Source organism: Salmonella sp. JXY0409-18, assembly GCF_020268625.1.
Lineage (GTDB): Bacteria > Pseudomonadota > Gammaproteobacteria > Enterobacterales > Enterobacteriaceae > Salmonella > Salmonella enterica.
In genome coordinates, this window is record NZ_CP084216.1 from 373,809 (window position 1) to 400,042 (window position 26,234).

A 26,234-nucleotide genomic window follows, 5' to 3' on the forward strand; every position below is an offset into this window, starting at 1 on the left:
CGGAGCGGGATGCTGTAGGCCAGATAAGCGCAGCGCCATCAGGCAATGACGTTGCTGACTACGAGGCGATTAGTGAACCTGTGGATCGGCAGGAGAGGCGTTGTTACGGATCTCCGCGATATCCATCGCATTGAACAGATAATGATTGCCGCAGTAATCGCAGTGCATATCGATTTCGCCTTCTTCCGCCAGAATGCTGTCCACTTCTTCATCCGGCAATGTTTTCAGCGCGCCCGCGCAACGTTCGCGTGAACAGGTGCATTTGAATTCAACATCTTGCGGATCGTAGAGCGTGACTTCTTCTTCGTGATACAAACGCCACAGCACGTCATTTGCCGGTAACGTCAGCAGCTCTTCGCTTTTAATGGTTTCCGTCAACATAGCCAGATGGTCGAAATCTTCCGCCTGCGCATTCTGTGCCGGCATCACCTGAAGCAACATTCCACCTGCCGCCGGTTTACCGTCGACATCGCCGGTACGAATAAACAGGCGCGTCGGCAACTGCTCGGAGCGCAGGAAGTAATCTTCCAGGCACGCCGCCAGAGTATCGCCTTCCAGACCCACCACGCCCTGATAGCGCTCACCCTCTTCCGGCGTAATGGTGATCACCAGATAGCCGTTGCCAACCAGTGTTTTGAGATCCGCATTGTCAGGGATGTCGCCCTGAACGCGAGCCACGCCGCGCATCTGCTGCTGATTATTGCCATTGATCACCGCCAGGCTTAACGGCCCGTCGCCCTGGAGCTGTACCGTAATGTCACCGGCAAACTTCAGCGTTGCGGTCAGCAGGCTAGTGGCGACCAGCAGTTCGGCCAGTACGGTTTTCACCGGCTGTGGGTAGGTATGATTGTCGAGGATCTGTTGCAAGGTTTCCGAAACGGTCACCAGCTCGCCGCGAACGGCAAAGTTTTCAAACAGATAACGATGTAATTGGTCATGTTGCGGCATAATCATCTCTCTTGCGGGTGACAGTTATTCGCTGTCGCCGTGTTTAAATCGTAACAGGTCGCGGCGCTCTTTCTTGTCCGGTCGCCTGTCCGGATGCGGCATGGTCAGGGCGTTAAGCTTGCGCGCCTGCGCCATTTTTTCGCGTTTTTCCACGCTTTCCGCCGTCTCTTCATACAGAGCGACGGCTTCGCTGGCCGGACGGCGCTGTTCGGTGATGGCTTTAACGATCACCGTCCGTTCGTCATTTCCCTGACGCAGGGTAAGGGTTGCGTTCAGCTCGACGATTTTGCTCGGCTTACTGCGCTGGCCGTTGTAATGCACCTTACCGCCTTCAATCATCTCGCGGGCCAGCGCGCGGGTTTTATAAAAACGCGCGGCCCACAGCCATTTATCCAGTCTGACCTCAACGGAGGACTTTTCTTTCATGGCGTCTCCTTCACATCAGCGAGGGGATCAGACGGCGGTAGTCGTTCAGAGACGGATGGCGCGTATAGTGCTTTTCCGCCAGGCCGGAATCAGGATTCGTCACGCCAAGACAGTAGCGAATACCAAACCGGGCGGCGGCGTCGAGAATCGGTTCGCTGTCATCGATAAACAGCGTTTTCTCTGCGCTTATTCCCGTTTCCTCAGTGACAGCGCGCCATAACCGCTGATCCTCTTTGGGATAACCAAATGTGTGGGTGGAAAGTAATAAATCAAGGTGTGAGGCCAGACCGGTATGCTCCAGCTTCACCGCCAGGTTATGTGGATGCGCATTGGTGAGCAGAATCCGACGTTTTCCGCTGGCTTTTAACGCATTCAGAAACGGTACGGTATCGTCGCGCAAAACGGCGCGCGGCCCTTGCGCCGTCGTCATAGCGCAAATATCCAGACCCAGACGCTCGCTCCAGTAATCCAGACAGTACCAGTTTAGCGTATGCTGTACGGCATGATACTGCTGGCGAATATATTCCTGCGCGTCCTGCGGCGAAATACCCTGCTGCGCGCCGTAGGTTTCCGGTACCAGCTTTTGCCAGAAATAGTTATCGAACGCGAGATCAAGCAGCGTGCCGTCCATATCCAGCAAAACGGTATCCACGTTTTGCCAGTCAATATCAATATGCATGGGGAACTCCAGGGTAACGCAATTTGCGCGACAGGGTAGCATACCCTGTCGCACGGCGGCGCTATCAGATGAGATTTTCCGGAGAGACAGTTAACCTGGGATTGAGGCAGCTTTCATAGTATTCCTGGATGTCCGCCATACGGGTACGGTGGCGTTGATAACGTCTGAACGCCTGAATGCCGTTGTAGAACGCGCTCACTATCATTGCCAACATCAGCAGCGTGGTGCCGAGGTAACGCCACCAGCCGGATTTATCGGGGATACGATGCAGGCTGATATGCTGCGTGCCGTTGGCATCGGTATACACGCTGGTGACAATGCCCTCGGCGCTAAATGGCGTCTGCATGAGCGTTTGCGCCAGACGCTGGAAGGCGCTCCACTGTTCCTGCGCGGGATAGTCATACAGCGGCGTTGACGGCCAGGCCTGATCAACCAGTTCGCTGCCTTCATCGCTGGCGATCAGGAATCCGCCGGGAGCGGGGCTATTCAGCGACTGGGCGGCACGCGCGGTCTCGCGAGAAATAAACGGCGCCGTTGAGGTCGTGACCAGATTTTCCAGCGACTCTGCGCTTACGGGGCGTAGCAGCACGTTGACGCCGTCCAGTTTGCCGGCGTTCGCGCGTTTCACCAGCGCGTTCCAGTCCTTACTGTTACCGAGATTAACCAGCGCATTTTTCAGACGCACGCACTCGTCTTCCGCCGCGCACAAATCAGCGGTTTTCAGAACAATATCGCCAAAGTCATCTAATAATACCATGCCCGATTTTTGTATCGCGGAGCGTAAAGATGCGCTGACGCGCGAGTCGTCTTCGGGTTTTGGATGGAGCTGACGATTTACCGCCTGGCTTAGCGCCATCGCTTTATTCACCAGATCTGATTCCGGCAGCGGTAGCGCAGGCGCGTCATTCCAGATGATTTGCGAGCAATCGAACGGCATAAACGGGGAGTTAGACTGGCCGCTCCAGGTCGCCCCGGAATGAATATTACACATTCCTTTACCGCTCAGGTGCAGCGTATCGCCCACCCGTACGCCAGCTTTTTCAAGCTGTTTTACCGTTGTTGCTTCAATGGTTTGCGCGCCTTTTATCCACGATAGCGTGAACTTAATTGGCATATCCAGCGGGATCCAGAACAGCAGCATAAACAACACCAGCAGCGAACCGATAGCAATAACAGTGCTGCGTAACCAGTGCTGCAACGGAAAGTTTTTCACTTCATCATGCAGGGATAAAAACCGGCCCTGGCGGGCGACATGGCGATCAAGGTAAATATCAATATCCGTTTGTTGCCCAAGATCCTGCGTAATGTAGGGTTGCCAGTGGGCAGGGTAAATAAGGTCGATGATGCCCAGCGAAATATTGTTAATCTGCTCCTGATTATTCTCCCCAAACAGTCCCCAGCGGCGGGGCGTTCCCCGCAGACAGTGAATTTCCCGCAGCGCGCTTTTCGACGGCGGAGCAAAAAGTCCCCAAAGTCCGGCTGCCAGCAGCAGGATCGCGCCGCCTATCATCCACGGTACAAAAACGTCTGGTGTTATCAGACAGAAAAAGAATAACAAAAAGGAGGCGACGATTAACAACGCTTCGCGCAAGCCAGCCGGGCGGCTGAGCGCATATTCTTCGTGGGTCTCCTGACGGATATTCAACAGCTCAATCTGCTCGCTCTCTTCGCCGCGAATCGACGCCTGCGTAGAGGCCGTATTCTGTAGCGCGTAGCCGCGCGACTCCTGCATATACTCTTGCAGCGTATGGCCGTTTAAAGAGATCACCAGCGGCAGCGTATCCGTGAGGATCAGCTCAACGTTGTTTTCATCATTGATGTACTGTTCCCAGAAAGGCGGCAGATGGACTTCGACGGAGTCGAGGTAGTAGCGCCATTTATTAGGATCGTCAGTGGTAATGCCGTAGCGGGTGATGGAGTGGGTCAGTATCACGACACTGTTGCTTTCCGCGTTCAGCGTCAGCGAGATGGGCGCAGCACTGGCGCCTGTCGGCCCCGGAACTTGCTGGATCTGGCTAAGGTTATCGAGATAGTTTTCTACCGCGCTGCGCTCTTCGGGCAACAGTTTACGCGTTTGCGCGTCCTGAAAGGCGCTGATCCACGGTAAGCTCCCTCGTCTGGACTTTACCCGGAACCGCCATATTGCCAGTAGAGAGCAGGCCAGCAAAGCAGCTATAAAAATCAGAATGGTGCTCATGCTTTCCCCATCTTACTAAGTCTGTCAGGCGTGGTCAGTCGCACCCTGTCCAATAAACATTTTTCTGTGGTTGGCTATCGGCAAGCGTGGAGTTGAACTTGAGCATTGTAAAGCGCATCCCAGTGAAGGCAAATCATAGCAATACCACCAAAAACGGAATATCAGCAAATTCCTGGAGTTATTTCAACCTATTGACTTTTAATTTGAAATAAGAATTAATTTTTATTACGTTACATAAATGTAAATAAACGGCAATTCGCATTGCCGAAACCGTGCGGTATGTCGCACAATGACCACAGATTACACTGCAAAGATTCTCACAATGAGCAAATCATTACAAAAACCCACCATTCTGAAAGTGGAAACCGTCGCACAATCCCGACTGTTTAACGTAGAAAGCGTGGATCTGGAGTTCAGCAACGGCGTGCGTCGCGTGTATGAACGTATGCGACCATCAACCCGTGAGGCGGTAATGATTGTGCCGATCGTTGATGAGCATCTGATTCTTATTCGTGAGTATGCGGTGGGAACCGAATCCTATGAGCTGGGCTTCTCGAAAGGATTGATCGACCCGGGCGAGACCGTTTTTGAAGCGGCGAACCGGGAGCTCAAAGAAGAGGTCGGGTTTGGCGCGCATAACCTGACCTTCTTAAAAAAACTCAGCATGGCGCCCTCTTATTTTTCCAGCAAAATGAATATCGTGGTGGCGGAAGATCTCTATCCGGAGTCGCTGGAAGGCGACGAGCCTGAGCCATTGCCGCAGGTACGCTGGCCGCTGGCGCATTTAATGGATCTGCTGGAAGACCCCGATTTTAACGAGGCCCGCAACGTCAGCGCGCTGTTTCTGGTACGCGAGTGGTTGAAAGCGCAGGGCCGAATTGCCTGATGGCGCGGCGTTGATCAAGCCAACGGGAGGTTCGTCTCCCCGTTCGCCGTCATCCGCTAAACACAATAAAAAAGGCGCCGGAGCGCCTTTTTTGATCAGAACAGTTCGTGTGTTTCACCATTATCAATAATGGTGGTTCCCACCTCGTGTACCGCCTGTTGTGTCGGCTGCGTGCCTTCGATGAAATACTCTTCACGGCTGTTACCGCCGCTCGCCAGTTGTCCGGTACTGCGGTCGATATTCACCGTGACAATGCCCGGCGGCGGCGTTAGCGGCTGTTCCGGCACGCCTTCCAGCACGGCTTTCATATAGGCGTCCCATGCAGGTTGCGCGCTCTTCGCGCCGCCCTCATAGCCGGAGATTTGATCTTTGATCGCGCCGGAAGCGGTAGTGCGGCCTAAATCACGGCGGTGATCGTCAAAGCCGATCCATACGGAAGTGACGACGCCAGGACCATAGCCGGAGAACCATGCGTCTTTCGAGCTGTTGGTCGTACCGGTTTTGCCGCCGATATCGCGACGTTTAAGGTCGCGCGCCGCACGCCAGCCGGTACCCATCCAGCCGGGTTCGCCGAAGATATTGGTGTTCAGCGCGCTTTTGATCAGAAACGCCAGCGGCGTATTGATCACATGCGGCGCGTACTCCTGCGTGCCGTTTTGCGCGACCAGCGCCTGGTTTGCCTGTTCCAGCTCAGGCATCGGTACGGCGCTGTTTTGCTGCTCTTGCGAAACCGCGACCTCTTCCACATTGGTGTTTTCCAGCACGTCGGATTTCTGCGTATTGCCGTAAATGACCGGGATATCGCACTCCGGGCAGGCGATTTTCGGTTTCGCTTCGAAGAGCACGCCGCCCTGATCGTTCTCAATCTTGCTGATGAAATACGGGTCGATCAGGAAACCGCCGTTCGCCATCACCGCATAACCGCGCGCAACCTGCATCGGCGTGAAGGAGGCGGAGCCCAGCGCCAGCGATTCGGTATGCACGATATTCTGCGCCGGGAAGCCGAAGCGTTGCAGATATTCCGCCGCATAGTCGACGCCCATGGCGCGCATGGCGCGTACCATCACCACGTTTTTCGACTGCCCCAGCCCCTGGCGTAAACGAATCGGTCCGGCGTACTGCGGCGGGGAGTTTTTCGGACGCCAGTCTGAACCTGCCCCGGCGTCCCAGCGGGAAATCGGCACATCGTTGAGCATACTGGCGAGCGTCAGCCCTTTATCCATTGCGGCGGTGTAGAGGAACGGTTTGATGTTCGACCCCACCTGACGCAAAGCTTGCGTCGCGCGGTTAAATTTACTCTGATTAAAATCGAAACCGCCGACCAGCGCCAGTACCGCGCCAGTTTGCGGGTTAAGCGAAACCAGCGCGGAGTTCACTTCCGGTACCTGCGCCAGCCACCAGTCGTTATCCACCTGACGAACCCAGATTTGCTGACCTGTCTGGACGACATCGGTAACTTTACGCGGCGTCGGCCCCTGCTGTGTATCCGAGCGGTAAGGCCGCGCCCAACGCATTCCTTCCATATGTAGCGAAACGGACGTACCGTCGGCAAGCGCAGCGGTCGCCTCTTGCGGATTAGCGCTGGTGACCACGGCGGGAAGCAGCGGTCCGTAGGTCGGCAACGCTTTCAACGTATCGGTAATTTTTTTACTGTCCCACGCCGTTTCGCCCACTTTCCATAGCACATTCGCCGGGCCGCGATAACCGTGGCGCATGTCATAGTCCAGCACGTTATTACGCACCGCCTGTTGCGCGGCCTGCTGCACTTTGCGGGTGATGGTCGTGTAAATACGATAACCATCTTCGTAAGCGCTTTCGCCATAACGGTTATACATTTCCTGGCGCACCATTTCCGATAGATAAGGCGCGGAGAAGGCGATTTCCGGCGCGTGATAATTTGCGTCGATAGGTTCGCTACGGGCCTGATCGTACTGCGCCTGAGTGATATATCCCTCGCTTAACATTCGCGAAAGCACTACGTTACGGCGCGCTATCGCCCGATCCATCGAGTAGAGCGGGTTAAAGGTAGAAGGCGCTTTAGGTAGTCCGGCGATAACCGCCATTTCGCTTAGACTAAGCTGGTCGACCGTCTTACCAAAGTAGACCTGTGCCGCCGCGCCAACGCCATAGGCGCGGTAGCCGAGATAGATCTTGTTCAGATAGAGTTCGAGGATCTCATTTTTATTCAGCAACTGCTCAATACGAATCGCCAGAAACGCTTCCTTGATCTTGCGCATCAGCGTGCGTTCGGGGCTAAGGAAGAAGTTTCGCGCCAGTTGCTGGGTAATGGTACTTGCTCCCTGCGATGCGTGACCGGAGAAGAGCGCGACGCTGGCCGCACGGAAAATACCTACCGGGTCAATGCCGTGATGCTCATAAAAGCGGCTATCTTCGGTGGCGATAAAGGCGTTGATCATTTCCGGCGGAATTTGATCGAGCGTAACGGGAATACGGCGTTTTTCGCCATATTGCGCGATAAGTTCGCCATCCGCGCTGTAAACCTGCATCGGAATTTGCAAACGCACATCTTTCAATGTCGCGACGTCAGGTAGCTGCGGCTCAATATAGCGATAAAGGCCATAAATCGAGCCTGCTCCCAGCAGGATGCAACATACTGCAAGGATCAATAAATACTTTACGAACTTCACTGGAGATTTCCCATTTAGTGTCATTTGGGCAGTTTATAAACAAACGCGCGGTAGTATAAAGGCAAGCCAGACGCATTGATATACCCGTTAACGCGACGGGTGATAAGGAGATCGACCGTTATGGCTTTTAAAACCTGGCAAATAGGATTGCATATTCAGCAGCATGAAGCGCTGGCCATCGCCGTTATTCGCGGCGCATCGGGCTGGTCTCTGCAACGTTGGTGGCGACTGCCGCTGATGAACGCCTCCACGGCAGAGGGTACGATTCCTGACCCGCAATCGCTGGCTCACGTACTGCGACCCTGGAGCCGCGAGCTGCCGCTACGTCACCGTATTTATCTCTCTTTTCCCGCAAATCGGACATTGCAACGCGCTTTTCCACATCCGCCGATGCGTCTGCGGGAACGTGAGCAAGTCGCATGGCTTTCACAAACGATGGCGCGTGAGCTGGATATGGATCCGGACTTATTGCGTTTCGACTTTCAGGACGATGCGCTGAGCCCCGCGTTCAACGTTACCGCCGTGCAAAGCAAAGAAATTTCAGAGCTGTTAACGCTGGCGCAAACGCTCAATGTGCGCATCGCTGCTGTAACGCCCGATGCCTGCGCGTTACAGCGCTTGCTGCCGTTTATACCTTCGGGGCGGCAATGTCTGGTCTGGCGCGATGAGAGCCAGTGGCTGTGGGCGACGCGCTATGCGTGGGGGCGTAAATCGGCGCGCGAGGCGACGACGCTGCATGATCTTGCCGCGACGTTATCCGTCGTGCCGGAACATATTTCGTTATGCGCCGAAGGCGAATTCGACCCCTGGCGCGTCGTTACCGTCCGCCAACCGCCGGTTCCGCCGGACGGTTATCGCTTTGCGATTGCGCTGGGTTTAGCCATGGGGGAGATACGCTGATGGCGCATTCTGTCAATTTGCTCCCCTGGCGGCGCCAACATTACGTAGCGCGTCTGCGGCTGTGGTGCGTGGTATGGGGCGCGTCCCTGCTGCTGATAGCAAGCCTCGCGACGATCGCCCGGTTGGTTTTTTGGCAGGAGGGGAGGATTAATGAACTGCTACTGACGGCGGAAAACGGACGCACGACGGCGCTTGCGGCGAACATACCGCAGTTGCAGCAGCGTCAGCGGCAGCAACAGGCGCGATTACAACGTCAGGCGCAGCGTGAACTGACGCAAGCCTGGCAATCTATCTTGACTGACCTTGCCAACCTGTTGCCAGATCAGGCATGGCTGACAAGCCTCAATTATCAGCAAGAGACGCTAGAGCTGGAAGGGCTGGCGAGAACGTTTGACGCCCTGCTCACGCTTGAGACATCGCTTCGTCACTATGTCAGTTTTCCGCTAAACCGCACGGGCGCCACGCGGCAGGATACGCAAGGGCGCTGGCAGTTCCATTATCAGTTAACGAGGAGCGCCGCCCGTGAACGCGCTCTTTGATATCTGGTACGGGATGTCGCGCCGTGGTCGGGTTTTTTGTTGGTGTGCAGGCGTGCTGTGCCTGACGCTGACGGTCGCGTTATCTGTGGGCTATCCCGGCTGGAAAACGCTGGATACGCAACAAACGCGGTTAAGCCAGCAGCGCGAGGCCGCCCGACAACAGTGGCGTCATCTGCGCCGTCTGAGCGTCGCGGCTGAACCGCTTTTCGGGCGCACCGTTGAAAATCCGCGTCCTTTTTCGCCGTTAGATTTCCAGGCTCCTCCCCTGCGTTTGCTGCACTGGCAGCCATCGGCGCAGGGGGGAGAAATGGCGCTGAAAACGTCCTGGGATGCGGTGCCGTCACTGTTTGTCCGGTTGGCCGAAAGCGAGATGAGCGTAAGTCGGTTTTCATTGCGTAGAGAGGGGGCGGAATTATTGATAACGCTGCAACTGGAGCGCCTGGCGAATGAAGGCTAGCCGTAGTGTATTGCTCTGTTTTTGTTTGCTGACGTTGACAGGAATGCGCGATCCCTTCCGCCCGCCGGAAGATCGCTGCCGGATAGCGGAACTCTCGCAGTGGCGATATCAGGGCGCGGTACGTAAAGGCGAGCGATGGACAGGCATTCTTAAAGATAGCCAGCAAAAATGGCGGCGAGTGGAAGAAGGGCAGACGCTGGAAAACGGTTGGACGATTGTCCGCCTGACGGCGGAAGCCTTAACGTTAACGACCGGTAAAAATTGTGCGCCGCCGCAGTGGCGGTGGCTACGTCAGGGAGCGGGCAATGAAGCGATGGATAGCCATAATACTGATAGTCTTGATGCCCGCCGCACAGGCGGGAAAAGCGGCGAAAGTGACGCTGGTGGTTGACGACGTCCCTGTGGTGCAGGTTTTGCAGACTTTAGCCGAGCAGGAGCGGCAGAATCTGGTGGTGTCGCCGGACGTCAGCGGGACATTATCGCTACATCTGACGGATGTGCCGTGGAAACAGGCGCTACAGACGGTGGTCAATAGCGCTGGGCTGGTGCTGCGTCAGGAGGGGAATATTCTCCATGTTCATTCACAGGCCTGGCAGAAAGAACACAGTACGCGGCAGGATGCCGAGCGGTTAAGGCTTCAGGCTAATTTACCGCTGGAAAACCGCAGCATTAGCCTGCAATACGCCGATGCCGCCGAACTGGCGAAAGCGGGCGAGAAACTCCTGAGCGCGAAGGGAACCATCATGGTAGATAAGCGCACCAACCGCCTGCTGTTGCGCGATAATCGCGCGGCCCTGGCGGAGTTGGAAAAATGGGTATCGCAAATGGATCTGCCGGTGGCGCAGGTGGAACTGGCGGCGCATATCGTCACCATTAACGAAAAGAGTCTACGGGAACTGGGCGTAAAGTGGACGCTGGCTGACGCGACGCAAGCGGGCGCGGTGGGTGACGTGACGACGCTTTCCAGTGATTTATCCGTCGCCGCCGCCACCTCACGCGTCGGGTTTAACATCGGGCGCATTAACGGACGCTTGCTGGATCTAGAGCTGTCAGCGCTGGAACAAAAGCAGCAGTTGGATATTATCGCCAGCCCCCGGCTGCTGGCTTCGCATCTGCAGCCAGCCAGTATCAAGCAAGGCAGCGAAATTCCTTATCAGGTTTCCAGCGGCGAAAGCGGCGCGACCTCCGTGGAATTTAAAGAAGCGGTGCTGGGAATGGAAGTGACGCCCACCGTTTTGCAAAAAGGGCGCATCCGCCTGAAGTTACATATCAGCCAGAATGTCCCCGGTCAGGTACTACAACAGGCTGACGGCGAAGTGCTGGCGATAGATAAACAGGAAATTGAAACGCAGGTAGAGGTAAAAAGCGGCGAGACGCTGGCGCTGGGCGGTATTTTTTCGCGAAAAAATAAATCGGGTAGCGATAGCGTGCCGCTGCTGGGGGATATTCCCTGGCTTGGTCAGCTCTTCCGCCATGACGGCAAAGAGGACGAGCGACGCGAATTAGTGGTGTTTATCACCCCCAGACTGGTGGCGACAGAATAATTTATGCATAAAAAAGCGCTGTTTTTGCACTGAACGCATCTGCGGGATTTGACGTGCGGATGTATTTAGCATACAAGGAGTACCGATTTGAGAGTCGTGCTTTTCGTTGCTGACGCATTGATTAATGCGCTTTGCCTTGCCGAAGGTGTGCATAAGACCGATGATAAACGGCTGAATGTCCGCTGATGCAGACGTATTGGTTCTGCGGATTGCGCACAATTGTTTGAAAGTAGAGCAATTTGTAGGCCGGATATGTTGTTCTGGTCGCCATCCGGCAACGCTAACTCGGGTTTTGCAACAATCAGGCTTGGTGATTTATTCAGTTGCCAAACCCGCTTGAGTATTGAGATAATTTTCAGTCTGACTCTCGCAATATCTTATGAGGTTTCAGTTCATGTCCTGCTGCGCTGGGTGTCTGTGAAGCGGGTTTACCATTAACGAATAGTCTTAGTAGTACCGAAAAAATGGCAGAGAAACGCAATATCTTTCTGGTTGGGCCTATGGGTGCCGGAAAAAGCACTATTGGGCGCCAGTTAGCTCAACAACTCAATATGGAATTTTACGATTCTGATCAAGAGATTGAGAAACGAACCGGAGCTGATGTGGGCTGGGTCTTCGATGTTGAAGGTGAAGACGGCTTCCGTAATCGTGAAGAAAAAGTTATCAACGAATTGACGGAAAAACAGGGTATTGTGCTGGCAACCGGCGGTGGCTCTGTAAAATCGCGTGAAACGCGTAACCGTCTCTCCGCGCGTGGCGTCGTGGTCTACCTTGAAACGACCATCGAAAAACAACTGGCGCGCACGCAGCGTGATAAAAAACGCCCGCTGTTGCAGGTTGAAGCGCCGCCTCGCGAAGTTCTGGAAGCGCTGGCTAACGAACGCAATCCGCTGTACGAAGAGATTGCCGACGTCACCATTCGCACCGACGATCAAAGCGCTAAGGTTGTGGCAAACCAGATTATTCATATGCTGGAAAGCAACTAATTCAAGCAGAATACGCTGGGTAAGCGGGCACAAGTAACTAAGGTGGATGTCGCGTCATGGAGAGGATTACAGTCACTCTCGGGGAACGTAGTTACCCGATCACCATCGCGGCTGGTTTGTTTAACGAACCAGCTTCATTCTTGCCGCTGAAATCAGGCGATCAGGTCATGTTAGTGACCAACGAAACCCTGGCGCCGCTTTATCTGGACAAGGTTCGCGGCGTACTCGAACGGGCGGGCGTTAACGTAGACAGCGTGATTCTTCCTGACGGCGAGCAGTATAAGAGCCTGACGGTGCTGGATACGGTGTTTACGGCGTTACTGAAAAAACCGCATGGTCGTGATACCACGCTGGTCGCGCTTGGCGGCGGCGTGATTGGCGATCTCACCGGTTTTGCGGCGGCCAGCTACCAGCGAGGCGTACGTTTCATCCAGGTGCCAACTACCTTACTGTCGCAGGTTGATTCTTCCGTGGGCGGGAAAACCGCCGTCAACCATCCCCTTGGCAAAAACATGATTGGCGCGTTTTACCAACCCGCTTCTGTGGTTGTCGATCTTGATTGCCTGAAAACGCTTCCCGCACGCGAACTGGCATCGGGACTGGCAGAGGTGATCAAATACGGCATTATACTCGACGCAGACTTCTTCACCTGGCTTGAGGAGAATCTGGATGCGCTATTGCGTCTGGACGGCCCGGCGATGGCGTACTGTATTCGTCGTTGTTGTGAGCTGAAAGCCGAAGTTGTTGCCGCCGACGAGCGTGAAGCGGGCTTACGTGCTTTACTGAATCTTGGACATACCTTTGGCCACGCCATTGAAGCGGAAATGGGATATGGCAATTGGTTACATGGTGAAGCCGTTGCCGCAGGTATAGTGATGGCTGCGCGCGCATCCGAGCGTTTGGGGCAGTTCAGTTCTGCTGATACGCAGCGCATCATCGCTCTACTCGAACGGGCCGGGTTGCCAGTCAATGGCCCTTGCGAGATGTCCGCGCAGGACTATTTGCCGCACATGCTGCGAGATAAAAAAGTGTTAGCGGGGGAGCTGCGTTTAGTGCTTCCGCTGGCCATAGGGAAAAGTGAAGTGCGCGGCGGAGTGTCGCACGAAGTCGTTCTTAGCGCGATTGCTGACTGTCAGCAGGCGTAACAACAAGAAAGGTCAGACTGATATTGCGTAGATGTCAGTCTTTTAGCTTCAGGTTATGTGCAATGTCGTAAGCATTAACCTTTGAGTGGGGTGTTAAATGGATGAATTCAAACCAGAAGACGAGCTGAAACCCGATCCCAGCGATCGTCGTACTGGTCGTTCTCGTCAATCTTCAGAACGCGATAATGAGCCGCAGATCAACTTTGATGACGTTGATCTGGATGCCGACGATCGCCGTCCGACGCGTACGCGTAAAGCGCGTAGTGAAGAACCTGAAGTTGAAGAAGAGTACGAATCCGATGAAGACGATACGGTGGACGAAGAGCGTGTTGAACGCCGTCCACGTAAGCGTAAAAAAGCGGCCCATAAGCCAGCCTCTCGTCAGTACATGATGATGGGCGTTGGCGTACTGGTGCTGCTGCTATTGATTATCGGTATCGGCTCCGCGCTGAAAGCCCCCTCAACGTCTTCCAGCGAGCCGTCGGCCTCTGGCGAAAAGAGTATTGATCTTTCCGGTAATGCCGCCGATCAGGCGAATGCGACCCAGCCTGCGCCGGGCGCCACCTCCGCAGAACAAACCGCGGGCAATACGTCGCAGGATATTTCTTTGCCGCCGATTTCTTCAACGCCGACGCAGGGACAGTCGCCTGTGGTCGCTGACGGTCAGCAGCGCGTGGAAGTGCAGGGCGATCTGAATAATGCGCTGACGCAGAATCCAGAGCAGATGAACAATGTTGCGGTGAACTCTACGTTGCCGACAGAGCCTGCAACCGTCGCGCCAGTTCGCAATGGCAGCACGACGCGTCAGGCGGCGGTTAGCGAACCTGCCGAGCGTCATACCACGCGTCCGGAACGTAAACAGGCCGTCATTGAACCTAAGAAACCGCAGACCACGGCGAAAACCACGACTGCGGAACCGAAGAAACCGGTCGCGCCAGTGAAACGCACGGAACCGGCAGCGCCAGCCGCGACGCCGAAAGCGACCACCACGACGGCTGCTCCGACAGCGACGGCAAGCGCTGCGCCGGTACAAACCGCGAAACCAGCGCAAGCCTCCACGACGCCTGTCGCAGGCGGCGGGAAAAGCGCCGGCAACGTTGGCGCGTTAAAGAGCGCGCCATCCAGCCACTACACATTGCAGCTCAGTAGTTCTTCAAATTACGACAACCTGAACGGTTGGGCGAAGAAAGAGAACCTGAAAAATTATGTGGTATACGAGACGACGCGTAATGGACAACCGTGGTATGTGCTGGTAACGGGGATGTATGCTTCGAAAGAGGATGCTAAACGTGCGGTGTCCACCTTACCTGCCGATGTGCAGGCGAAAAACCCGTGGGCAAAACCGTTGCATCAGGTTCAGGCCGATCTGAAATAATCCAGGCTGTGTCCTGCAATTGCCTGTGAGTGTCGCTGACAGCTATTTTGTTCAGGACAGGCGCGAGGGGCGCATTTGCTACCGTCAAATGCGCCGTAAAGCAACGCGGCACAGCCTAAAGCGCAGGATGCTGTCGGAGCTTTCTCCACAGCCGGAGAAGGTGTAATTAGTTAGTCAGCATGAAAAAAAATCGCGCTTTTTTGAAGTGGGCAGGGGGAAAATACCCTCTGCTTGATGATATCAAACGACATTTGCCAAAAGGCGAGTGCCTTGTCGAACCTTTTGTGGGTGCCGGATCGGTGTTTCTTAACACCGACTTTTCTCGTTATATCCTCGCCGATATCAACAGCGACCTTATTAGCCTCTATAACATCGTGAAGTTACGTACTGACGAGTACGTACAGGCTTCGCGCGAGCTGTTTATGCCTGAAACTAACCAGGCTGAGGTCTATTACCAACTCCGTGAGGAGTTCAACACCTGCCAGGACCCCTTTCGTCGGGCGGTACTGTTTTTATATCTGAACCGCTACGGTTATAACGGACTCTGTCGCTATAACTTGCGCGGGGAATTTAATGTACCGTTTGGTCGTTATAAAAGACCTTACTTCCCGGAAGCGGAGTTGTACCACTTTGCAGAAAAAGCGCAGAATGCGTTCTTTTACTGTGAGTCATACGCAGACAGTATGGCGCGTGCGGACAAGTCGTCGGTGGTCTATTGCGATCCGCCTTATGCGCCGTTGTCCGCCACGGCTAACTTCACAGCGTATCACACCAATAGTTTTAGCCTGACGCAACAAGCGCATCTGGCGGAAATCGCTGAGAATCTGGTCAGTAACCGGATACCGGTGCTCATTTCCAACCATGATACGGCGCTCACACGCGAGTGGTATCAACTCGCAAAATTGCATGTCGTCAAAGTTAGACGCAGTATAAGCAGCAACGGCGGCACACGTAAAAAGGTGGACGAACTGCTGGCTCTGTACCAACCAGGAGTCGCCACGCCTGCAAGAAAATAATTCTCAAGGAGAAGCGGATGAAACAGTATTTGATTGCCCCCTCAATTCTGTCGGCTGATTTTGCTCGCCTGGGTGAAGACACCGCCAAAGCGCTGGCTGCCGGTGCTGATGTTGTACACTTTGACGTCATGGATAATCACTATGTGCCGAACCTGACTATCGGCCCGATGGTGCTGAAATCCCTGCGTCAGTACGGTATTACCGCGCCTATTGATGTCCACCTGATGGTCAAGCCAGTCGACCGTATCGTGCCCGACTTTGCCGCCGCTGGCGCGAGCATCATTACCTTTCACCCGGAAGCCTCCGAACATGTTGACCGCACGCTACAGCTGATTAAAGAGCACGGCTGTAAAGCGGGGCTGGTATTCAACCCGGCAACGCCGCTCAGTTATCTCGATTACGTCATGGACAAACTGGATGTGATCCTGCTGATGTCCGTGAACCCAGGCTTCGGCGGCCAGTCTTTTATTCCGCAGACGCTGGATAAACTGCGCGAAGTGCGACGCCGCATTGATGCGTCCGGTTACGACATTCGCCTGGAAGTGGATGGCGGCGTGAAGGTGAACAATATCGGCGAGATCGCCGCAGCAGGCGCGGACATGTTTGTTGCGGGGTCGGCAATTTTCGATAAGCCCGACTACAAAAAAGTGATTGATGAAATGCGCAGTGAGCTGGCAAAGGTAAGTCATGGATAAGTTGCAGAATATTCGGGGCGTCGCCTTTGATCTTGACGGCACGCTGGTGGATAGCGCGCCGGGTCTTGCCGCGGCGGTGGATATGGCGCTGTATGCGCTGGAACTGCCGGTCGCGGGCGAGGAGCGCGTGATTACCTGGATTGGTAACGGCGCAGACGTATTGATGGAACGCGCGCTGGCCTGGGCTCGCGAGGAGCGCGCCACGCTGCGTAAGACGATGGGGAAACCGCTCGTTGATGAAGATATTCCTGCCGAGGAACAGGTACGCATTCTGCGTAAACTGTTCGACAGGTATTATGGCGAAGTGGCGGAAGAAGGCACCTTTTTATTTCCGCATGTCGCCGACACGCTGGGCGCGCTGCACGCCAGCGGATTGTCATTAGGTCTGGTGACGAATAAGCCGACGCCGTTCGTCGCGCCGTTGCTGGAATCGCTTGATATCGCCAAATACTTTAGTGTGGTTATCGGTGGCGATGATGTGCAAAATAAGAAGCCGCATCCGGAGCCGCTGTTGCTGGTGGCAAGCCGGCTGGGCATGATGCCGGAGCAGATGCTTTTTGTCGGCGATTCGCGTAATGATATTCAGGCTGCAAAAGCGGCGGGCTGCCCTTCGGTTGGCCTGACATACGGCTACAATTATGGCGAAGCGATCGCTCTTAGCGAGCCGGACGTCATTTATGACAGTTTTAACGATCTTTTGCCCGCACTTGGGCTTCCGCATAGCGATAACCAGGAAATAAAAAATGACTAAGCCCATCGTTTTTAGTGGCGCACAGCCCTCAGGTGAATTGACCATTGGCAACTATATGGGGGCATTGCGTCAGTGGGTAAACATGCAGGATGACTATCATTGCATCTACTGCATCGTAGACCAACATGCTATTACCGTGCGTCAGGACGCGCAGCAGCTACGTAAAGCGACGCTGGATACGCTGGCGCTGTACCTGGCATGTGGTATTGATCCTGAAAAGAGCACTATTTTCGTTCAGTCCCATGTGCCGGAACATGCGCAGCTTGGCTGGGCGCTGAACTGCTATACCTATTTCGGCGAGCTGAGCCGTATGACGCAGTTTAAAGATAAATCTGCGCGCTATGCGGAAAACATTAACGCCGGCCTGTTTGATTACCCGGTGCTGATGGCGGCAGACATCCTGTTGTACCAAACCAATCTGGTGCCGGTAGGCGAAGATCAGAAGCAGCATCTGGAACTGAGCCGCGATATCGCCCAGCGTTTCAACGGGCTGTATGGCGATATTTTCAAAGTACCGGAACCGTTTATTCCAAAATCCGGCGCGCGCGTGATGTCGCTGCTGGAGCCGACAAAGAAAATGTCCAAATCGGACGATAACCGTAATAACGTGATCGGCCTGCTGGAAGATCCGAAATCGGTAGTGAAGAAAATCAAACGAGCGGTCACTGACTCCGACGAGCCGCCGGTAGTGCGTTATGATGTGAAAGAGAAAGCGGGTGTCTCTAACCTGCTGGATATTCTTTCCGCCGTGACCGGTCAGAGCATTCCTGAACTGGAAAAACAGTTTGAAGGTAAAATGTATGGCCATTTGAAAGGCGAAGTGGCGGAGGCGGTTTCCGGAATGTTGTCTGAGTTGCAGGAGCGCTATCATCGTTTCCGCAACGACGAAGCGTTCTTGCAGAAGGTGATGAAAGACGGGGCGGAAAAAGCCAGCGCACGTGCGGCCGAAACGCTGAAAGCCGTTTACGAAGCTATTGGCTTTGTGGCGAAACCGTAAGGGGTATTGCGTGCCCGATGGCGCGAGCTTATCGGGCCTACAAACGAGCGTAAGTTGGACAAGGCATCTGCGCCGTACCGTTTATCTGACCTGTAAAAAAACCGGGAAAATCCCGGTTTTTTTGTATCTGCGCAGTCGTTTCTATTATTGATCGGCAGCCGGGCCGCAACCACCAATAATTTTAGAAATAGAAATTGCAGGGTGCAGCAAATAATCGTAGCTGCAGTTGTTTTTTTTGTTTTCGATATGACCAGTACAGGCGGTGAGCGTTGCCAGAACCCCTGCCACAACGGCAATTTTTACAAATTTGAACATGTCAAAATCCTTGTTGATAAAACGAACACTACTGGTGGAATAAATATAAGATCTATTTAGCGTATAGTACGATAGCAATTAATAAACCATGCAGGTAGTCCAAATAAGGACTTCATCTTTACCTGGAAATCTGATTTAAAAAAGGCCGCTTAATAATAAGCGGCCTGTATTAGTGTTATATAATGTCGTTTATTTAACGAAATGTTTTCTTAACGTTAAGCATAAAGCCTTTATCGCTGATACCGTCTTCCTTCCACTGGTACGCATCCAGATGTAGCGCAGTATCATTGCTGCTATATTTCACGCCGATGGTTGCCAGGCCATTAACGCCGCCGCCTTTTTGACCGTCATCTATGCCGAACGATTGACCCGCCGCACCCTGTAATGACGCTGTACGCTGGCTCTTGCTGTAGCTCAGGTTCGGGCCGCCTTCCAGGGTAGCGGTGGCGCTCCAGCCGTCTTTCCCGGCGTAATCCAGCTTCAGACCGACAAGAGAGTCTACCGCCGTTTCGTTGCCAGAGTTCATGGACAGGTTAAAATCTCCGGCGCTGCGCTCTTTGTAGCCATCTTCCATGGTGTGGCGGAATTTCACCCCGGCATACGGCGTGACTTTCAGCGTATCACTCATCAGAGTGAAGGTTTTTGCCCCTTCGCTGCGGAACTCAAGGTACTGCTGACGTACGTCGGAATCCGCCACCTTGTTGGTGTCGCCATACGAGACGGAGCGACTGCTGTCCAGGTTATGCACGTCATAACGCAGGCTGTTATTCCACGCCAGACCTTCTTCAAACGCCATGCTGTGCTTCAGGCCGAAGAACTGACTGTAGCCGCCGGTCAGGCCGTTATCGCCCGCGGTTTTTGAACCGTCGCCATCCAGACGCGCAATACCGTACTCCAGCGTCAGATTCTGGCTTGTGGTCAAATCCAGCTTCTGGCGCAGCGCCAGCATGTCGTACTGAGTGTCGTTGCCCAGTTCAGCGCGCGGGTCGCCTTTCGCCACTACGTTAAACGCCAGGCCGTCTTTAATCTGCTGGGCCGCGTCGGCCAGCATGTTAAAGCGGTTACTGAGGATACGCGCTTCGCGGAACACGGTGGTGGCCTGAGCGCCGCTGACCTGTTTCAGGGCGTTGTTCAGTTCGGCGGTGGTGCCAACGTTGAGGCTGGTATACAGCTCGTTGTTGGTATAACCGGCGTCGAGCGCACTCGCCACGCCGGAGACGCTGGCGTCGGTCGCCACATCGGCATAGGCGTTTTTGGTCATGGTGACGTCAACGTTGCCGTCGCTGTCCTGGCTTCCCTGCGCGTTCCACACCACGGTGGTGGACTGGATAGCGCCGGCGTCAGACAGGTTGCTGCCTTCGACCACGTTGTCGAAGCTGACGGTGGTGTCGGCGGTACCTGCGGCAAAGCCGGTGTTGATTTCCACGCCGTTCATGCTGGCGTTGCTGACCTTGAGCTTACCGGCGCTGCCGTCGGCGCTGGTGCCGACCACGTAGCCGGACAGGTTGTTGGTGGTGGATGAGCCTGCGCTGTCGCCGGTGGTCACGGTCGCCATGCCATCGTTAATGGTCGGTTCCGTTGGCGCAATGAAGTCAACATAATGCACTTCCGTACCGTCGCCGTTTTCACCGCTGCCTTCGATGGTTTTACCGCTCTGCTTGATAAAGCCGGAGCCGGTTACGCTATCATCAATATAAACCGTACCGTTGTTGACGATATGGCCATTGCTGCCCAACTGGCTGAATGCATAAGAATTACTGGCGTAGATATTGATGGTGCCGTTGTTTTCAATGACGGCGGAACTGCTGGCATTGGACTCAAGCTGCATTCCGATCATGCCAGTGTCGGTCGTACCCTTTGTTCCCAGGTTAATTTCCCCGTTATTCACCATTTTGGCGCTGCCGGAGGCTGACATGGCGACGACATTATTACCGGTTACGTTAATCACGCCATCGTTTTCTACCATTCCTCCCTTGGCGCTGGCGGTCTTGATGTTGCCATTGAATGTCCCGGCGTTATAGAAGGTAAAGGTACCGTTGGCGATATCCATCGTGCCGTTTACTTCGCCCCAGTTATTCAGCGTCCCTTTCCACATTTGTTCGGGTATGCTGACCACACCGCCGCTCAGGTTATTCACAGTTGCACCGCTGGCGACAGCCAGATCGTTCACTGTGCCATTATTATTGAATACGGTCGCGGCTTTAAAATTCACAACATCAATAACACCTGTATTGCTTACCGCCCCGGAGGTGTTTTGCAGTATCAGAGTGCCAATATATCCTTGGTTATCCAGCGAGCCTTTCCACATATCGATGTGATTGACAGAACCCGTGGCGCTGTTGATGGCGCTTGCGCCACCTCCCACGGTTAACGTGTCGCTAATGTCGCCACTGTTGGTTAACGTCCCGCCCTCTTCAACGTCAACAGAGGTAATTTTGCCGCGGTTATCAATTTTCCCTCCATTCTCCGCGACGACGAAGCTGGTAATTTCGCCACTGGCGCTGTTGGTGAGGTATCCACTGTCAGTGACGTTAACTTTCTCGGTTGCTACTGCGCCTTCATTACCCACATCACCGAGAATGAGTATATTGTTGTTTAATTTAATATTCTCTCCATAAGCGGAGAGAAGCCCATCGTTATAAGCGAAAGAAACCATCGGGTCCGTGGGATTATACTGACTACTGTTTTGGCAAGAGTCAGCAACACAGATTGTGCCGTAGTTAACGACAACGCTGCTGTCATCAGCATAAAATGGCTTGCCATAGCTGGCATCGATATTGATGGTGCCAGTGGTATCGTTGATGACGGTCCCGCCGTTGAGCGCCGCCATGCCGACCAGCTGGTTATCATCAATTTTGGTGACGCCCTCATCGGCGGTGAGATTAATGGTGCCCTGGTTAATGGCGGTGCCGCCATTGAGCGCCATCATGCCGAACCCGGCGTTATTAACGTTAATGGTGCCGGTATTGGTGGCTGTGGCGTCGCCGTCACCGCCATCAGTTGAGCCTGCGACCATACCTGCACTGGTGAGATAGAGCGATGACGGATGCCAGTAGCTTGTGCTGGTAATATCACCTTCATCGTCCAGCGTCGGGACAAAACCATCCAGATAAATATCGCCTGCGTTTAGCGCCGCTCCTTTGATGGCGCTAACGCCATATACGCCTGCGCCCTGCAAATGGATGGCGGCGTCTTTATCATTGACAACATCGCCATATCCAGAGGCGAGCATTGCATAGAAGGTATGGTTGTACCATTTCAGCGGGAAAAAGGAAAAACCTTTATATTTTACAGGTTGCTGGTCAGATATGATGGTGATATCACCGCCAGATTGGTTATGAATTACTGAACCTGCGTCGTCGGCGCGGGCAACGGCAGTACGATCGTCGCCGCCGCCGTTACTGGTTGCGTAAACCAGGATCTCACCGCTGTTGCCGATAGTTGCGCCATTGTCGACGCGCATAATGGAATAGACGCCGTGGCTTGTGATATCGCCCTGGTTCGCAATTGATGAATTTTCTCCGTTAGCGACTAATAGCGCATTGTTAATGGAAGCGCTAACATCTATATAATTGACATTAATATCAATGATTGAATTGTCATCCAGAATCAGAGAACCGCCGTTGCTGACCTTGGCCAGTGTGACAGCGCCTCCTATCATGGTGGCTGTATCTATTGTGGACTGACCGCTTAGCGTAACTTCGCTGTCGCCGTTGAGATTGATGCCTGTGACGATGCTGACCGAGCCATCCGTATTCTGGCTATGGGTAATGCTAATACCGCCGCGGATATCTACGTTGTTACCCTCGCCCGTAACGTTCAGACCGATAACGCTCAACGCTTGTCCACTGACTGTCGACAGATCGCCGACGTTGATGTCAAATGTGCCATCAAGGGTGATATCGTTGTTGGCGCCGTTAACGGTGACGCCGGTTAGCGGGGTATCGCCGGCGATCAAAGAATTTTGCTCGAACTCAGCGCTCATATTCACGTTGCCAGCGATATTGACGGTGTTGCTGTCGCCGCTCACGTTTACGCCCGTCGCGCCGCGGAATACGCCATCGCTGTCCTGCACGGAAATAACGTTAATATCGCCATCCAGCGTAACCTGTGACGTATTGCCGCTCACCAGCGCGCCGGTGCCGTTGAGGCTGACGTTAATATTCCCTTTGTTGCGGAAGGCGTTTTGTTCGCCAGCGACCACAAAACCCACCGAGTCCTGATCGCGGACGGTGGCGTTACCGGTATTTTTTGCTTCATTTCCGGTGCCGTAGGTGATGATACCCATCGCGCCGTCGGTGACCAGCAGATCGCCCGCCTGGGTCAGACTGCCGTTGTCGCCATTGATAACTACAGCGGCAGAGCCTGCGCCATCCACTGCGATATCGCCGGTATTGGCGATACGGGCCTTACTGCCGTCAATTCGCGTACCGGTCGCGCCGCCGGAGATGGTCTGATCGCCTTCATTGATAATGAGCGTGTTATCGCCATCGACATACAACGCAGCGGACCCCGCGCCGCTGACGGTGGTATCCCCGACATTATCGATAACCGCGTTGTCGCCGATAATATGGCCGCCGGTGGCGCCGTCGGTGATGGTCATATCGCCGTCGTTGCTGACGCGCGCGTTATTGCCGTCAATGGTGGTGCCAGTGGAGCCTGCGCCGCTGATACTGGAGGTACCGGTATTCTGAACCGTGGCGTTGTCGCCGTCGATGATGATGGCGGTGCCGCCGCCGCTCACGGTAATGTCGCCGGAGAAATCGGTGGTGGTATTATTACCGGAAATCAGCGCGCCGATGGCGTTGTCTACCGTTGAATGGCCCGAAATGGTGTTGGTGGTGCCGTCGCCGGAGATCACCATGCCGGTGGCGCCGTCGGTCACACTGGAGTCCCCGGTGAGCGTGTTGACGGTTCGATCGCCGGAAATAATCACGCCGGTGCGATCCTGGCCGCTGATATCCATGCCGCGATCGGAGGTATGCGATTCGCCGTCGCCGGTGATAACCGTGGTGTTATCGTCGGCAATAATCAGATAGCCCCGGCTGTCGTACTTCCAGTAGAGACCGTTTTCCTGGGTGCCTTCAATCACGGCGGCATTGGCGTCAGTCACGTCCCAGCCGGTGACGTTCAGCGTTTTGCCGTCTTCGGTGGTCAACTGCCACTGGTCATCCTGTTCTGAATAATTCAACACGGCGCCCTCGAGAACGCTGCCGTTATCCAGTTTGAAGCTATCGAAGGCCAGGGTGTCTTTGCCTTTATCGATGGTGACGCCGTTGCTGAAGGTAGTAACAGAATTATCTGTGGGCGTGTCGTCGTCATCGCCGCTATCGTCAGGCGGGGTTACATCGTCATCGCCGCTATCGTCAGGCGGGGTTACATCATCATCGCCGCTATCGTCGGGCGGGGTCACATCGTCATCGCCGCTATCATCGGGCGGGGTCACATCATCATCGCCGCTATCGTCAGGCGGGGTCACATCGTCATCGCCGCTATCGTCAGGCGGGGTCACATCGTCATCGCCGCTATCGTCAGGCGGGGTCACATCGTCATCGCCGCTATCGTCAGGCGGGGTCACATCGTCATCGCCGCTATCATCAGGCGGGGTTACATCGTCATCGCCGCTATCATCAGGCGGGGTCACATCGTCATCGCCGCCATCGTCGGGCGGAGTGACGTTGCCGCCATTATCGGGCGGAGTGACGTCGCCGCCATTATCGGGCGTAGGGGGGGTATAAGAATGAGTGGAATCTCCGCCACCGTTATTTTCAACGCCAATAGCCACACCTGCGACCAGCGCAGCAACGCCGCCAGCAACCCAGCCCCAGTGATTATCATTTTCAGGTAATGTAGCAAGGCAGGTCGGTGAGAGTTTTGCGCGTTTTTCTTTAGGCAGGGAGGAGATATTACTGGGACATTCTTTTTCATCATCGTTATTTTCTGCGGCGATGGCCGGAATGTAATAACTTTGTAGCGTTAAAGCGATCGCGATAGAAATAAGTTTTTTCTTTTGCATAGGGTTCATCCTTAATTAATATTTTCCTTGCGTACTAAACATATGCAGAGAGCGATACAGGCAATGATGAAATGGCCAGAAGAAAATTATGCTTTAGTGTTTATTTTATCACCCGATAACCAGGTCAGGTCAAATTGAGTGCTTAACGGTGTTATTTATTAGGTGAATGAATGATGGGGGAATTTGACGAATAAAAGGGTTTTTACGCAATATTATTAGTATTTAAATTCACGTGGTGTATTTAAAGTGGATTGCTTAATTTAATTTTAAGTAAAAATAATTTGGGGTTACGAGTAGTTGTAAAATAAGGCCCTGAATAACAGGGCCTTATTTTAATTAATGATTAGAGAACCAATTTAATTTATCGCGTAAACCAACGACCCGGCCAACGATAATCAGCGCCGGGCTTTCAACCTGTTGCGCTAATTCCCCGAGCTGCGTCAGCACACCGTGGACGACGCGTTGCTTCACGGAGGTGCCGTTTTCTACCAGCGCAACCGGCATATCGGCCTGCATACCGAATGCGATCAGTTTGTCCTGGATAGTCGCTGCCTGATTAAGCCCCATGTAGAACACCAGCGTCTGTTTTTCTGCCGCCAGGTTTTCCCAGTCCAGCTCGCCGCCGGTTTTCAGGTGACCCGTGACCAGACGTACGCTCTGGGCGTAATCGCGATGGGTTAGCGGAATACCGGAGTAGGCGGAGCAGCCGGAAGCCGCGGTAATCCCCGGCACGACCGAGAAAGGAATACCGGCATGGCACAGCGTTTCCAGCTCTTCGCCGCCGCGACCAAAGATAAAGGGATCGCCGCCTTTCAGGCGTACCACGCGTTTACCTTTTTGCGCTTCACGCAGCAGGATCTGGTTGATTTCCTCCTGTGGGACGCAGTGGTAACCCGCGCGTTTCCCCACAAAGACCCGATCGGCATCGCGGCGTACCAGGTTCATAATGTCGTCGGAGACGAGGCGATCGTAAACCACGATATCCGCCTGTTGGATTTGTTGTAACCCTTTCAGCGTGAGCAGTCCGGCATCGCCCGGCCCGGCGCCAACCAGCACGACTTCGCCACGGTGATCCAGCGGTTCGCTAAACAGGTGTTCGGTTGTCGCGTTAACCGCTTTCTCATCGGCATTCGCCAGCGACTGCGCCAGCCGGTCATTGACGAAAAATTTTTCCCAGAAGCGACGACGTTCGCCCATCGTGGCAAACTGCTTTTTCACTCGGGCGCGGAGTTGCCCGGCGTAGCGCGCGACCTGCCCCAGATGCTGCGGCAGCAGCGACTCCAGTTTCTCGCGCAGCAGACGCGCCAGCACCGGGGAAGTGCCGCCCGAGGAGACGGCGACCATGAGCGGCGAGCGGTCAATAATGGAGGGCATGATAAAGCTGGCGGCTTTCGGCGCATCCACCACGTTGCAGAAGATGCGGCGTGACTCCGCCGCTTCGCTGACGCGCTGGTTGACGGTATCGTCGTCGGTGGCCGCGATCGCCAGCCAACACGAGTCGAGAAGCGTTTCGTCGAACGGTCCCTCAACCAGAGTCAACATGCCTTCATTTGCCCATACGGTGAACTGTGGAATAAAGGTGAGCGCATTGACCGTTAAACGTGCGCCTGCTTCCAGCAATAACCGTGCTTTGCGTTCTGCGACATCGCCACCGCCGACGATCAGACAGTCGCGGTCGCGTAATTGACAAAATATAGGCAAATGGTCCACGACA

At 54.4% G+C, this 26,234-nt stretch carries 21 protein-coding genes; 13 read left to right on the forward strand and 8 right to left on the reverse strand.

Going from position 1 to position 26,234, the window contains the following annotated elements; genetic code table 11:
• Positions 1–69 precede the first annotated feature (69 nt).
• From hslO to igaA, 4 genes are all read right to left on the reverse strand, one after another.
• Positions 70–948: an Hsp33 family molecular chaperone HslO gene (gene hslO, locus LDB27_RS01685; protein WP_001135571.1), complete on the reverse strand. Its 879-nt coding sequence runs from the start codon at positions 946–948 to the stop codon at positions 70–72.
• Positions 949–972: 24 nt separating this feature from the next.
• Positions 973–1,374: a ribosome-associated heat shock protein Hsp15 gene (hslR, locus tag LDB27_RS01690; RefSeq protein ID WP_000660721.1), complete on the reverse strand. Its 402-nt coding sequence runs from the start codon at positions 1,372–1,374 to the stop codon at positions 973–975.
• Between the two features lie 10 nt (positions 1,375–1,384).
• On the reverse strand, positions 1,385–2,053 hold the full coding sequence (yrfG, locus tag LDB27_RS01695; protein ID WP_001520508.1) for a GMP/IMP nucleotidase: 669 nt from the start codon (positions 2,051–2,053) through the stop codon (positions 1,385–1,387).
• Positions 2,054–2,117: 64 nt separating this feature from the next.
• Positions 2,118–4,250, reverse strand: a complete 2,133-nt coding sequence (igaA, locus tag LDB27_RS01700) for an intracellular growth attenuator protein IgaA (protein WP_225519913.1) — start codon at positions 4,248–4,250, stop codon at positions 2,118–2,120.
• Between the two features lie 322 nt (positions 4,251–4,572).
• On the opposite strand from igaA, the gene nudE reads away from it, so the two are divergent.
• Positions 4,573–5,136 (forward strand): ADP compounds hydrolase NudE, encoded by a 564-nt coding sequence (gene nudE, locus LDB27_RS01705; protein ID WP_000045725.1) that lies wholly within the window; start codon positions 4,573–4,575, stop codon positions 5,134–5,136.
• A gap of 95 nt (positions 5,137–5,231) precedes the next feature.
• On the opposite strand, the gene mrcA is transcribed toward nudE, so the two are convergent.
• Positions 5,232–7,784, reverse strand: a complete 2,553-nt coding sequence (gene mrcA / locus LDB27_RS01710) for a peptidoglycan glycosyltransferase/peptidoglycan DD-transpeptidase MrcA (RefSeq protein ID WP_000673812.1) — start codon at positions 7,782–7,784, stop codon at positions 5,232–5,234.
• Positions 7,785–7,904: 120 nt separating this feature from the next.
• Here mrcA and LDB27_RS01715 point away from each other — a divergent pair, with 120 nt between their 5' ends.
• The 12 genes from LDB27_RS01715 to trpS all read left to right on the forward strand — a co-directional run bounded on the left by LDB27_RS01715 (position 7,905) and on the right by trpS (position 18,189).
• Positions 7,905–8,684, forward strand: a complete 780-nt coding sequence (locus tag LDB27_RS01715; RefSeq protein ID WP_000874749.1) for a hypothetical protein — start codon at positions 7,905–7,907, stop codon at positions 8,682–8,684.
• On the forward strand, positions 8,684–9,223 hold the full coding sequence (locus LDB27_RS01720) for a PilN domain-containing protein (protein ID WP_000951388.1): 540 nt from the start codon (positions 8,684–8,686) through the stop codon (positions 9,221–9,223). Before LDB27_RS01715 ends, LDB27_RS01720 begins: the two co-directional genes overlap by 1 nt.
• A complete protein-coding gene (locus tag LDB27_RS01725; protein WP_000992486.1) occupies positions 9,207–9,680 on the forward strand; it encodes a hypothetical protein in 474 nt (157 codons plus the stop codon). The genes LDB27_RS01720 and LDB27_RS01725 overlap by 17 nt, the downstream gene beginning before the upstream one ends.
• A complete protein-coding gene (locus LDB27_RS01730) occupies positions 9,670–10,071 on the forward strand; it encodes a HofP DNA utilization family protein (protein WP_000648142.1) in 402 nt (133 codons plus the stop codon). The genes LDB27_RS01725 and LDB27_RS01730 overlap by 11 nt, the downstream gene beginning before the upstream one ends.
• Positions 9,986–11,224 (forward strand): DNA uptake porin HofQ, encoded by a 1,239-nt coding sequence (gene hofQ, locus LDB27_RS01735; RefSeq protein WP_225519914.1) that lies wholly within the window; start codon positions 9,986–9,988, stop codon positions 11,222–11,224. Before LDB27_RS01730 ends, hofQ begins: the two co-directional genes overlap by 86 nt.
• Positions 11,225–11,688: 464 nt before the next feature.
• Complete coding sequence (gene aroK, locus LDB27_RS01740) at positions 11,689–12,210, forward strand: shikimate kinase AroK (protein WP_000818621.1); 522 nt, start codon at positions 11,689–11,691, stop codon at positions 12,208–12,210.
• Positions 12,211–12,266: 56 nt separating this feature from the next.
• Positions 12,267–13,355 carry a 3-dehydroquinate synthase gene (gene aroB / locus LDB27_RS01745; protein WP_000439821.1) on the forward strand — a complete coding sequence of 363 codons (1,089 nt, stop codon included), beginning with the start codon at positions 12,267–12,269 and terminating at the stop codon, positions 13,353–13,355.
• 97 nt (positions 13,356–13,452) lie between these two features.
• Positions 13,453–14,730, forward strand: coding sequence for a cell division protein DamX (gene damX, locus LDB27_RS01750; protein ID WP_000343142.1), 1,278 nt, complete (start codon positions 13,453–13,455; stop codon positions 14,728–14,730).
• A gap of 179 nt (positions 14,731–14,909) precedes the next feature.
• Complete coding sequence (dam, locus tag LDB27_RS01755) at positions 14,910–15,746, forward strand: adenine-specific DNA-methyltransferase (RefSeq protein WP_000742132.1); 837 nt, start codon at positions 14,910–14,912, stop codon at positions 15,744–15,746.
• Between the two features lie 17 nt (positions 15,747–15,763).
• A complete protein-coding gene (rpe, locus tag LDB27_RS01760) occupies positions 15,764–16,441 on the forward strand; it encodes a ribulose-phosphate 3-epimerase (protein WP_000816283.1) in 678 nt (225 codons plus the stop codon).
• Positions 16,434–17,192, forward strand: a complete 759-nt coding sequence (gene gph, locus LDB27_RS01765) for a phosphoglycolate phosphatase (protein ID WP_000359647.1) — start codon at positions 16,434–16,436, stop codon at positions 17,190–17,192. Before rpe ends, gph begins: the two co-directional genes overlap by 8 nt.
• Positions 17,185–18,189: a tryptophan--tRNA ligase gene (trpS, locus tag LDB27_RS01770; RefSeq protein WP_000165562.1), complete on the forward strand. Its 1,005-nt coding sequence runs from the start codon at positions 17,185–17,187 to the stop codon at positions 18,187–18,189. Before gph ends, trpS begins: the two co-directional genes overlap by 8 nt.
• A 144-nt stretch (positions 18,190–18,333) precedes the next feature.
• Here trpS and LDB27_RS01775 read toward each other — a convergent pair whose 3' ends face one another.
• From LDB27_RS01775 to cysG, 3 genes are all read right to left on the reverse strand, one after another.
• Positions 18,334–18,504 (reverse strand): YhfL family protein, encoded by a 171-nt coding sequence (locus LDB27_RS01775; protein WP_000472323.1) that lies wholly within the window; start codon positions 18,502–18,504, stop codon positions 18,334–18,336.
• 193 nt (positions 18,505–18,697) lie between these two features.
• Complete coding sequence (locus LDB27_RS01780) at positions 18,698–24,529, reverse strand: autotransporter adhesin BigA (RefSeq protein ID WP_371062307.1); 5,832 nt, start codon at positions 24,527–24,529, stop codon at positions 18,698–18,700.
• A gap of 327 nt (positions 24,530–24,856) precedes the next feature.
• Positions 24,857–26,230 (reverse strand): siroheme synthase CysG, encoded by a 1,374-nt coding sequence (gene cysG, locus LDB27_RS01785; protein WP_000349902.1) that lies wholly within the window; start codon positions 26,228–26,230, stop codon positions 24,857–24,859.
• Between the last annotated feature and the right edge of the window lie 4 nt (positions 26,231–26,234).